Source organism: Salmonella sp. NW722 (assembly GCF_051702785.1).
Taxonomy (GTDB): domain Bacteria; phylum Pseudomonadota; class Gammaproteobacteria; order Enterobacterales; family Enterobacteriaceae; genus Salmonella; species Salmonella enterica.
The window spans coordinates 64,203-74,689 of sequence record NZ_JAMMIN010000010.1; the positions used below are offsets into that span (position 1 = coordinate 64,203).

Annotated in this window: 13 protein-coding genes and 1 pseudogene; 8 read left to right on the plus strand and 6 right to left on the minus strand. The window is 50.6% G+C overall.

What is annotated here, in order from left to right; all coding sequences use genetic code 11:
- The first annotated feature begins 98 nt into the window (after positions 1 to 98).
- Positions 99 to 947: an HTH-type transcriptional activator RhaR gene (gene rhaR / locus NA330_RS20715; protein WP_000013288.1), complete on the plus strand. Its 849-nt coding sequence runs from the start codon at positions 99 to 101 to the stop codon at positions 945 to 947.
- On the opposite strand, the gene rhaT is transcribed toward rhaR, so the two are convergent.
- Positions 944 to 1,978 carry an L-rhamnose/proton symporter RhaT gene (gene rhaT / locus NA330_RS20720; protein ID WP_000063541.1) on the minus strand — a complete coding sequence of 345 codons (1,035 nt, stop codon included), beginning with the start codon at positions 1,976 to 1,978 and terminating at the stop codon, positions 944 to 946. The two genes, rhaR and rhaT, sit on opposite strands and share 4 nt — an antisense overlap.
- A gap of 551 nt (positions 1,979 to 2,529) precedes the next feature.
- Positions 2,530 to 2,952, minus strand: a pseudogene (locus NA330_RS20725) (hypothetical protein); the annotation flags it as partial.
- Positions 2,953 to 3,280: 328 nt separating this feature from the next.
- Between NA330_RS20725 and sodA the strand changes: the two are divergent.
- From sodA to NA330_RS20740, 3 genes are all read left to right on the plus strand, one after another.
- A complete protein-coding gene (sodA, locus tag NA330_RS20730) occupies positions 3,281 to 3,901 on the plus strand; it encodes a superoxide dismutase [Mn] (protein WP_000122632.1) in 621 nt (206 codons plus the stop codon).
- A gap of 69 nt (positions 3,902 to 3,970) precedes the next feature.
- Entirely contained in the window at positions 3,971 to 4,660 is a 690-nt protein-coding gene (gene yiiM / locus NA330_RS20735) for a 6-hydroxyaminopurine reductase (RefSeq protein ID WP_000559229.1), read from the plus strand.
- Between the two features lie 11 nt (positions 4,661 to 4,671).
- Positions 4,672 to 5,067 (plus strand): nuclear transport factor 2 family protein, encoded by a 396-nt coding sequence (locus NA330_RS20740; protein WP_021294276.1) that lies wholly within the window; start codon positions 4,672 to 4,674, stop codon positions 5,065 to 5,067.
- 50 nt (positions 5,068 to 5,117) lie between these two features.
- Here NA330_RS20740 and cpxA read toward each other — a convergent pair whose 3' ends face one another.
- Both cpxA and cpxR read right to left on the minus strand, forming a co-directional pair.
- Entirely contained in the window at positions 5,118 to 6,491 is a 1,374-nt protein-coding gene (gene cpxA / locus NA330_RS20745; RefSeq protein WP_000580402.1) for an envelope stress sensor histidine kinase CpxA, read from the minus strand.
- The gene (gene cpxR / locus NA330_RS20750; protein ID WP_001033731.1) at positions 6,488 to 7,186 is read right to left on the minus strand and encodes an envelope stress response regulator transcription factor CpxR; all 699 of its coding nucleotides are present in this window, start codon (positions 7,184 to 7,186) and stop codon (positions 6,488 to 6,490) included. The genes cpxA and cpxR overlap by 4 nt, the downstream gene beginning before the upstream one ends.
- A gap of 150 nt (positions 7,187 to 7,336) precedes the next feature.
- Between cpxR and cpxP the strand changes: the two genes are divergently transcribed.
- On the plus strand, positions 7,337 to 7,837 hold the full coding sequence (gene cpxP, locus NA330_RS20755) for a cell-envelope stress modulator CpxP (protein ID WP_001233463.1): 501 nt from the start codon (positions 7,337 to 7,339) through the stop codon (positions 7,835 to 7,837).
- 184 nt (positions 7,838 to 8,021) lie between these two features.
- On the opposite strand, the gene NA330_RS20760 is transcribed toward cpxP, so the two are convergent.
- Complete coding sequence (locus NA330_RS20760; protein ID WP_001747925.1) at positions 8,022 to 9,002, minus strand: phage integrase; 981 nt, start codon at positions 9,000 to 9,002, stop codon at positions 8,022 to 8,024.
- A 69-nt stretch (positions 9,003 to 9,071) separates the two neighbouring features.
- On the minus strand, positions 9,072 to 9,365 hold the full coding sequence (locus NA330_RS20765) for a helix-turn-helix domain-containing protein (RefSeq protein WP_001017512.1): 294 nt from the start codon (positions 9,363 to 9,365) through the stop codon (positions 9,072 to 9,074).
- Positions 9,366 to 9,500: 135 nt separating this feature from the next.
- Between NA330_RS20765 and NA330_RS20770 the strand changes: the two genes are divergently transcribed.
- From NA330_RS20770 to NA330_RS20780, 3 genes are read left to right on the plus strand one after another with little or no spacing between them, the layout of a single operon-like run.
- Positions 9,501 to 9,773: a Cox family DNA-binding protein gene (locus tag NA330_RS20770; RefSeq protein ID WP_000453532.1), complete on the plus strand. Its 273-nt coding sequence runs from the start codon at positions 9,501 to 9,503 to the stop codon at positions 9,771 to 9,773.
- Between the two features lie 2 nt (positions 9,774 to 9,775).
- Complete coding sequence (locus NA330_RS20775) at positions 9,776 to 9,946, plus strand: hypothetical protein (protein WP_001005162.1); 171 nt, start codon at positions 9,776 to 9,778, stop codon at positions 9,944 to 9,946.
- Positions 9,943 to 10,443, plus strand: a complete 501-nt coding sequence (locus NA330_RS20780; protein ID WP_000217677.1) for a hypothetical protein — start codon at positions 9,943 to 9,945, stop codon at positions 10,441 to 10,443. Before NA330_RS20775 ends, NA330_RS20780 begins: the two co-directional genes overlap by 4 nt.
- Positions 10,444 to 10,487 lie beyond the last annotated feature (44 nt).

Here is a 10,487-nt window from a genome sequence, read left to right on the forward strand (position 1 = left end):
TACCGGATGGCGGCTGCGCCTTACCTGGCCTACGGCGGCGAGCGGTAGACAGAATAAGCGTAGCGCCATCCGGCAAGCATTCAACATGAGGTGCTGCGGTGGCAAATCAGTTAATCCTTTTGAAAAAAGATTTTTTTACTGATGAGCAGCAGGCCGTTACGGTTGCCGATCGCTATCCACAGGATGTTTTTGCGGAACATACGCATGAGTTTTGTGAACTGGTGATGGTCTGGCGGGGCAATGGCCTACACGTTCTTAATGAGCGCCCATACAGAATTACCCGCGGCGATCTGTTTTACATTCGTGCTGAAGACAAACACTCCTATACTTCCGTTAACGATCTGGTGCTGCAAAATATTATTTACTGCCCGGAGCGTTTGAAACTCAATATAAACTGGCAGGCGATGATTCCCGGCTTTCAGGGAGCGCAGTGGCATCCTCACTGGCGGCTGGGCAGTATGGGAATGAATCAGGCGCGGCAGGTTATTAACCAGCTTGAACATGAGAGTAATGGGCGCGATCCGCTGGCGAATGAGATGGCGGAATTGCTGTTTGGTCAACTGGTGATGACGTTAAAACGGCATCGCTACGCGACCGACGATCTTCCGGCAACCTCCCGAGAAACCCTGTTGGATAAATTAATTACCGCTTTGGCTAATAGCCTTGAGTGTCCCTTTGCGCTGGATGCGTTTTGCCAGCAGGAACAATGCAGCGAACGGGTGCTGCGGCAGCAGTTTCGCGCCCAAACCGGGATGACGATTAATCAATATTTACGCCAGGTCCGTATTTGCCACGCGCAGTATCTGCTTCAGCATAGCCCGCTGATGATTAGCGAGATTTCGATGCAGTGCGGTTTTGAAGATAGTAATTATTTTTCAGTGGTGTTCACGCGGGAAACCGGGATGACGCCGAGCCAATGGCGTCATCTCAGTAATCAAAGCGATTAACTGGCCATGCCTAAACCGACAATATTTGCCGCGATAATAATTACCACGCAGCCGAGGCTTAATACGGCAACGGGACGGCGGCCAGCATTTTTCCACTCTTTTAGCACCAGACCGACAAGCCCCCCGCACAGCACATAGAAGCTCATGTGCAGCATCCAGCTCATGTAGTCATATTGCGCGGGAATGCGCGCGTGACCCCAGGCATAGAAAAAGAACTGTAAATACCACATCAGACCGCCAAGCGCGGACAGCAGAATATTGCTGATAATCAACGGTCTTGCCAGCGAGAAGTCGGCTTTTATCGACAGATTTTGCACTTTTGCCAGGCGGATAAAACAGAAACCGAGGTTCACTAGCGCGCCGCCGCCCATAATCACCACGTAACTCGGCAGCGCGACATAGAGCGGGTCAACGCCAAGCGCGGCAGCAGCTTCATGCATCGGTTTCGCGGCGTTCATGGCAAAAGACATCCCCGCCGAGAAAATACCGCACATCACTGCCAGCAGAAGCCCTTTCTTCAGATTGAACTCCTCCGCTTTAATGCCCATTTTGCGTTCTTTTAACTGTCCGGCGCGCGTCACAATCCCGACGCCGATCAGCGCGACAAAAACGCCAAGTAGCGTCATGCGTCCCCCTTCGGTATGGATTAACACATCGAAGTTACCGTTGATGATAGGCGTCATCAGCGTGCCGACGATAAGCGTAATGCCGATAGCGATGCCGATACCCATCGACATCCCGAGATAACGCATGGTCAGACCGTAATTAATATTGCCGATGCCCCACATGGCGCCGAACAGAAAAACCGGTAAAAGGGTGGAGAGGTTAAACTGCCCATAATAGGCCCAGAAATCAGGCAGTAACAGAGCGCTAATTGTCCACGGCAGAATAAGCCATGAGACGATGCCGCCCACTGACCACATGGTTTCCCATGACCACTGTTTCACTTGCTTGAACGGGGCATAGAAGCAGGCTGCACTGGCCGCCCCTATCAAATGCCAGAAAATACCCATCGTAATCGCGTTACTCATGACATGTTCCTCATTATTTTTTATGGACGGGATACCCCTTCCGTTTGCATGAGTTTAAAAATTACGCAGCCTGGTAACCTTATAACGATTGCCGCCGTTGGGTGTATTCTGGCAATCAGCACGTTAATGAAGTGATTAACTTCACGTTTTAAAAAAGTCGGAGCGCATCGTGACCGTCTGGATGTTATTTAAATCAGTGGGTAATATTTGTTTTCTAAAATACCTTCATCATAACGACACGAAACGACTTAGCTGGCAGCAATGCAAAGAAAACGCTGCGTGAGATCACATAATGGGAATCGTCTGGCTTACCGTTTGATAAAAAGGTAGTTATACAATAATTATTTAGTTGGTTTGTTTGTATTTATAATTTAAATATATTGAAATTAACGTTAGAAATCAATGAAATATAAGTGTAAGGAAATTCCTATATTGATTTTGTTGATGATGTTTTGATTTTTATTTTATATGGTGAATATAAATTCCATTTGTTTTATTTTGCTTTTTGAACATTATCCCTAATTTAAATTAAAGATCTTTGCCTATATTGTCGCCATGCCTTTTTGGACGGTGAAGAAAACCCGATAATTTCGACGTTTAGCGACCACCAGCGTGACCAGCATACAGCCAACGCCCCACAGCACTCCCGCAACCAGACCGCCGGCGAACAGGGCGGCAATTCCCCTGCTATTCATGATCAGCCCGGACGACACTTTAGTGATGTCGACGACGCCGACCTGCGTCAACTCCACCAGTTCGCGCTCGCCGCCAAGCTGTCCGTCCGGGAAGTACTGTACTTTGATATCGCCGCCCGTTTTCTCTTCCACTTGCTGCCCCAGGAAGTGCAACGCATCTTTTACCGGCTGGCTATTTTCAGCGTAGGCCAGGCGCAAAATGGTTTCGCCGTGGGAGAAGAAAGAGAGTGTGGAGAGTAAGGCCAACGTAGCCAGACGTATAAAACCAGGTTGCTTCATGATTCCCTCGCAATTGTAATAATTTACCGGGAATGTAATTGCAGTGTGAAATTATAACCTTCTTGATTTTGCCACCGCTGACAAAATTTGGCACCAAAAGAAATATTTTGAAACCCTGTTTCACATTTCATGATTTCCAGGAATTCATCAACAGGCGGTTTCGGTTGGAGGCGTAAAAAACGGTTTTTTTCAGCGGATGCCGTAACGTTTATAACCCTGGAAAAAGTACGGCATTGATAATCATTTTCAATATCATTTAATTAACTATAATGAACCAACTGCTTACGCGGCGTTAACACTGTGCCGCTCGACAATAATGGAGATGATTATGAGTTATACACTGCCATCCCTGCCGTACGCTTATGATGCACTGGAACCGCACTTCGATAAGCAGACGATGGAGATTCACCACACCAAACACCATCAAACCTATGTCAACAACGCTAACGCGGCGCTGGAAAACCTGCCTGAGTTTGCTGACCTGCCGGTTGAAGAACTGATTACTAAACTGGACCAGGTGCCAGCGGACAAAAAAACCGTGCTGCGTAACAACGCGGGCGGCCACGCTAACCACAGCCTGTTCTGGAAAGGGCTGAAAAAAGGCACCACTCTGCAGGGCGATCTGAAAGCGGCTATCGAGCGTGACTTCGGTTCCGTTGACAACTTCAAAGCTGAATTCGAAAAAGCAGCAGCAACCCGTTTCGGCTCCGGCTGGGCGTGGCTGGTGCTGAAAGGCGACAAACTGGCTGTGGTTTCTACCGCAAACCAGGATTCCCCGCTGATGGGTGAAGCCATTTCCGGCGCTTCCGGCTTCCCGATCCTGGGTCTGGACGTGTGGGAACACGCTTACTACCTGAAATTCCAGAACCGCCGCCCGGACTACATCAAAGAGTTCTGGAACGTGGTGAACTGGGACGAAGCAGCAGCGCGTTTCGCCGCTAAAAAATAATTTGCATTGCACGTCTGTAGAAGCGAGTCTGATGACTCGCTTTTTTTGTATCCGCGTAAGGAGCAGCAGATGCATTATCCGGTTGACGTGTTTATTGGCAAAATTCGTGACTATGACGGCAGCCGCCCGAGCGCTATCGCCAAGGTGCAAATCGACGGCGAACTCATGCTGACCGAGCTCGGTCTGGCAGGCGATCAGCAGGCCGAAAAGAAAATCCACGGCGGCCCCGACCGCGCGCTATGCCATTACCCCCGCGAACACTATGCTGATTGGATTCGCCAGTTCCCGGAGCAGGCGACGCTGTTTTGCGCCCCGGCGTTTGGCGAGAATCTGTCGACGAACGGAATGACCGAACACAACGTGTTTATTGGCGATATCTACCGCTGGGGTGAGGCGTTGATCCAGGTCACTCAGCCGCGCTCTCCATGCTTTAAACTTAATTTCCACTTTGCCATCAGCGACATGGCCCTCCTTATGCAGAACAGCGGAAAAACCGGCTGGCTGTATCGGGTCATTGCGCCAGGTAAGGTCTCCAGCGATGCGCCGTTGGAACTGGCGTCGCGTCTGAGCGATGTCTCGGTTCATGAAGCGGGTGTTATCGCCTGGTCTATGCCGTTTGATGACGAACAATATCACCGGCTGTTGAGCGCCGCCGGGCTGTCGGCGAGCTGGAGCCGCACCATGCAGAAGCGTCGTTTGAGCGGCAAAATTGAAGATAGCGCCAGACGACTGTGGGGGGATAAAACTCCGCCAAAATGAAAGGAAGGATTATGACTGAAGCTGAAAATGCGGTGGCGATCGTAAAAGAATTTTTGGTGGCCTCGATGATTCCCGATGCTGAACGCGCCGCAACGTATATGCACCCGGAGGTGAAAATTACCTTCACCGGAGGCCGGGCGATGGCGGGCGCGGCAGATATCGCGCAGTTTAACGGCGCTCGCTACAAGTGGGTGAAGAAGGCGCTGGGCGAGTTTGATGCGGTGCAGCATGATGATTACGTTGTGATTTATTCCAACGGTACGCTGTATGGGGAATGGCCCGACGGTCGCCCGTTTGCCGGTAATCGCTTTATCGATCGTTTCGAAGTGCGCGATGGCAAAATTACCCGGATGGACGTGTGGAACGACAGCGCCGAGTGGATTCTGGCGCCGGAAATCTCCCGGTAAATCTCGACGGCGAGATAAAAAATCGGCCTGCATTCGCAGGCCGATGGTTTTTAGGTTCGCTTGTACAGCGGTAGCCACAGCGTGAGCCGCAACCCACCCAGCGGGCTATCGTCAGCCTTAACCCAGCCGCGGTGCTGCTGCATGGCGCTTTCGACAATCGCCAGCCCCAGTCCGGTGCCGCCAGACTCGCGGTCGCGCGCCTCATCAGTGCGATAGAACGGACGGAAGATCTGCTCGCGGTCTTCAGGGCTGACGCCCGGCCCGTCGTCATCGACCGTGATCGTAATACCGTCTTTATCCACCGAGAAGCCGACTTCAATCTTCGTATGTGAATAGCGCAGCGCATTACGAACAATATTTTCCAGCGCGCTTTCCAGCGCGTTTGGGTTGCCATAGAGCGGCCACGGCCCCGGCGGATAATTTACCGTTAACGACTTGCCCATCTGTTCGGCTTCAAAGGCGGCGTTATCCAGCACTTCGCCCCATAGCTGATTGGCTTTCATCGTTTCGCTGACCAGCGCGTTTTTCTGTTGGTTACGCGACATCACCAGCAGGTCATTGATCATGCTGTCCAGACGCTGCGCTTCGGTTTCAATACGCTCCAGCTCTTTGCTTTCGCCGCCACGACGACGCAGCAGCGCGGTACCCAGTTGCAGGCGCGTAAGGGGCGTTCGCAGCTCATGGGAGATGTCTGACAGCAAACGCTGCTGCGAGGTCATCATCCGTTCCAGCGCCGTCACCATCTGGTTAAAACTGGCGCCAGCGGCGAGGAACTCCTGCGGACCCGCCTCCAGCTCCGGATGCTGACGCAGGTTGCCTTGCGCCACTTCATCAGCCGCGTTTTTCAACTTACGCGCCGGTTTCGCCAGACTCCATGCCAGCCATAGCAAGAGCGGCGAACTGACCAGCATTGTGACAATGAGCAACAGGAGCGGGCGGTCAAACAGCAGATTAATAAAATCGGATTGCGAACTGCTGGCCGGTCGAATCAGGTAAAGCTGGTAATTATCCTCTCCGTCGCGAACGGAGAACGGCCCCACCATCTCTACGCGGCCATATTTTTTCTTCTGCGGATGATCGGCGTTATCCGCCTGACCAATGAAGTTACGAATGATCTGCATTTCGCTGCGTTCAGCGCCGATCACGCGTCCTTCAGAGGTCACCAGTAATAACCGCTGTCCAGGCGGCGCCCACTTATCGATCGCGCGGAACAGGCGACGCCACCACATCAGGTCGTTGGGCGGATCGTTCGCAAGTTCAGCTTCTACATGTTGCTCTATCATCAATCCCTGGCGCTGTTCGCTGTCCAGCAGCTCGGTCATCTGGCGTGAATCGAGCTTGGGCAACATCAGTACCAGCATTAGCACCAGCGCCAGCGTCAACCAGAAGATGGCGAAGATGCGCGCGGTTAAACTTCCTATCATGAAGCGGAAACCATCAGATAGCCGCGACCACGCAATGTTTTAAACCACGGGTGACCGTCTTTGCGTTCCGGCAGTTTGCGGCGCAGGTTAGAAATATGCATATCAATGGCGCGATCGAACGGCGTCAGGCGCTTACCCAGCACTTCCTGGCTTAAATGTTCACGGGAAACCACCTGGCCGAGGTGTTGCGCCAGCAAATAGAGCAGGGTGAATTCCGTACCGGTCAGCTCCAGCGTTTGGCCATCGAAACTGGCTTCCTGGCGACCCGGATTAAGGCTTAGCGCATCGACTTCCAGCGTCGGCGAGCCGTTGTCGCTGCTCTGCTGCTGTTCGCTCCAGTGGGAACGGCGCAAAATAGCCCTGATGCGCGCTACCAGCTCGCGGTCGTTAAACGGTTTGGGCAAATAGTCGTCCGCGCCCAGCTCAAGGCCGAGAACGCGATCCAGCTCGCTGCCGCGCGCGGTCAGCATAATGACAGGCGTCTGGTGTGTCTGGCGAAGCGCTTTCAACGTATCGATACCGTTTTTCTTCGGCATCATGACGTCAAGCAAAAGTAAATCGATGCTGTCATCCAAAAGCTCAAGCGCCTGCTCGCCGTCGTGGGCCACCAGGACATTAAAACCTTCCATTTCGAGGAGCTCTTTTAACAGGGAAGTCAGCTCTCGGTCATCATCAACTAACAGGATTTTATTCATTGTTTACGTACCTCCGAGGCAGAAATTACGTCATCAGGCGTCGCTAATCCATGACTTTACGTTGTTTTACACCCCCTGACGCATGTTTGCAGCCCGAATCGTAAACTGTCTCTCGTTGAATCGCGACAGAAAAGATTTTGGGAGCAAGCGATGCGCAAAGTTACCGCTGCTGTTATGGCCTCAACGCTGGCATTCAGTTTTTTAAGCCACGCAGCTGAAGTTGTTACAAGCGATAACTGGCACCCCGGTGACGGGGCCACGCAGCGTAGCGCGCAAAATCATATGTTTGACGGCATAAGTTTAACCGAACATCAGCGTCAGCAGATGCGAGATCTTATGCAACAGGCAAGGCACGAACAGCCTCCTGTTAATGTTAGCGAAATGGAGACAATGCATCGGCTTGTCACCGCAGAAAAATTTGATGAAAGCGCTGTGCGCGCTCAGGCAGAAAAAATGGCGCAAGAGCAGGTCGCCCGCCAGGTCGAAATGGCCCGCGTGCGTAACCAGATGTATCGCCTGTTAACGCCGGAGCAGCAAGCGGTTTTGAATGAAAAGCATCAGCAACGAATGGAGCAACTGCGCGACGTGGCGCAATGGCAAAAAAGTTCATCGTTGAAATTATTGAGTAGTAGCAACTCACGTTCCCAGTAACAACCCTGTTTTCCTTGCCATAGACACCATCCCTGTCTTCCCCCACATGATGTGGGGGTTTTTTTTATCAATCACTTACATGCAATCAATAGTAAAAACAGTCATTTATCGAAAGCTGTAAGGGTCTGGAGCGGTTTCAAAATTTCTTGAGTGTGGACACTATGTGGACACTCAGAGGGGAAATTTATAACGTCACTCCGCCTTTTAGTGGATTCAGAGCGACGGCGTTCTGCAGGTAGTCAGGCGCAAGGTGCGCATAGGTCATTGTCTGCTGAATGCTCGCATGCCCCAGAATCTGTTGCAGTGCAATTATGTTGCCCCCATTCATCATGAAATGGCTTGCGAATGTATGCCGCAGAATGTGGGTTGCCTGATTGGGAGGTATATCAGGTTTCACTCTGCGTAAAATCCCGCAAAACTTCTCATAATCTACCTTGAACAATTTGGCGCTGGCCTCCTCTTTAACTTTTTTCTCCAGTTCCTCAGAAATCGGCACTGTTCGCTTTTTACCGTTTTTGGTTTTCAGGAAGGTAACCCTGCAACTTGTAATCTGTGCTGGTTTTAGTGTGGCAACTTCCGTCCACCTTCCTCCAGTGCTCAGACATAAAAGCGCGACAAGTAAGTCATCACCAGTCAAAACATTTAGCAGTTTTTCGATTTCTGCTTTTTCCAGGAACGTCATTTCAGGGTTAGCCTCCGTCAGTGGCGGCAGTCCGTGAATTGGGTGTTGCCCGGAAAATTCATCCAATTGAATTAATTTTGTGAACATGCCGGATAATCGGTACATGTCGCGGTTTATCGTTGCAGCACTGATGCCATCACGTAGTCGCATGGAGCGATAATCCGTCAAAGCCCTTTTGTTCATCCGACTCACTGGTATATCACCTATGCCGCTGATGGTTTTGAGCAGATGATTAAACTCTTTTGTCCCATGCTCGTGGTTTTGCCCGTGGTATTTCCACCAGATGTCGAGCAATTCTGTCAAAGTTCGGCGGTCTGCTCGCTGGCCTCCCCATTCTTTCTGACTGGCATTGGCGATTGTGTATCGCTCAAATGCTAGTGCTTCAGCTTTTCTTTCAAATTTCCTGCGGATGCGTTTTCCGTCGCGACCGCGAGGTCTAATGTCCACTTCATAGCGACCATCATCGAGCTTCTTAATTGCCATAAGAAAGCCCTCCGGCGCTGTATTCACCATCTTGGTGGCAAATGGTGAAAATGTAATTTTTATATAGAGTTAGCCAATCCTTTTCGCGGAGTGGTTGGATTCTGTTGACTCTGGCCCACTGTGCGCGAGAGCCGGTGCGATTTGTCCCGCTTCCGGCGCTGTTTTATCTGTCATGAGCCATAGTGTGTATTTTTGGAACTGAGGTGCATTGGTGACCTGCAACACAACTTGGATGCCAGGGTCTTGATGGCCTCCTTCGTAATTCTTTAGCGTTCCTAACGCTATGCCGCTGATTTCACTGAATTTTGCTTGAGTTAGCCCTTCCGATTGTCTTATTGCTCTTAATTTTTGTGCGATATTCATTTGACATAGTCCTGACTTAATGACTATATTCCCCGAAAAGGTCATTAATCCAGAACCTTTTCGGGCGTGAGTCCAGCGCCGCTTAAACGGTTCCAAGCGGTTTTTAAGGGGCTGGATCCTATGAGGGTAACATAGATGGAAGTTAATGATTATGTGATTAAGTACCCGCTTGATGCGGTACATGCGGAAAAGTTTGCAGATTTATTGGGTAAACCAAAAACCGCAGTTACAGAAATGATAAAGGCTAACAAGCTACCGGTTATCGAGCTTCGAGATCCAAATAAGCCGAAGGCCCGCGCCGGTGAGAAATGGGTTTTCATTCCAGAGTTTAATCGCGCTGTACGTGAGGCGTTTTATAACCGACCGGTTGAACAGCGTGATGCATGGCTTTTGTGGATGGGGTTGTGATTATGAATGAGCCGCGTTGTATTGCGCAGTTACTGCGTAACGAAAGCCCCAGGGCGATTGACTTCACCATCACCCACGGTAAGGGGCGTAAGGGAATCATTATCCGCACCAAAAAACAGAGTCCGTTAAAAAAGGCTCTGACCTTTCTGAAAAGCCGGAGGGTCTGGAAATGACAGTGATGACGCTCAATCTCGTTGAAAAACAGCCAGCAGCTATGCGCCGGATAATTGGTAAGCATCTGGCCGTCCCTCGCTGGCAGGAGACATGCGATTATTATAATCAGATGATGGAACGCGAACGGCTAACGGTTTGCTTTCATGCGCAGTTAAAACAACGTCATGCAACGATGCGTTTTGAAGAAATGAACGACGTCGAACGTGAACGGCTGGTTTGTGCAATTGATGAATTGCGTGGGGCATTCTCAAAACGCCGTCAGGTTGGCGCAAGTGAGTATGCATATATTAGTTTTTTAACAGTCAGTCAGCGTCGTACTTTATTTATGCATGCCGGATTGACTGAAAAAGAATTCAACCAGCCATACTGGCGAATTAATGAAGAGTCATGTTACTGGCGTGATGCTTTATTCCGTGCATTACGTGAATTATTCAGTCTGTTTGAGTATGCACCGACAATTCTGACGTCGGTAAAACCAGAGCAATATCTGCATTAAGTAATTAACCCGAGTTTTTAACGCACTTAATCGTGCGGGGCTTC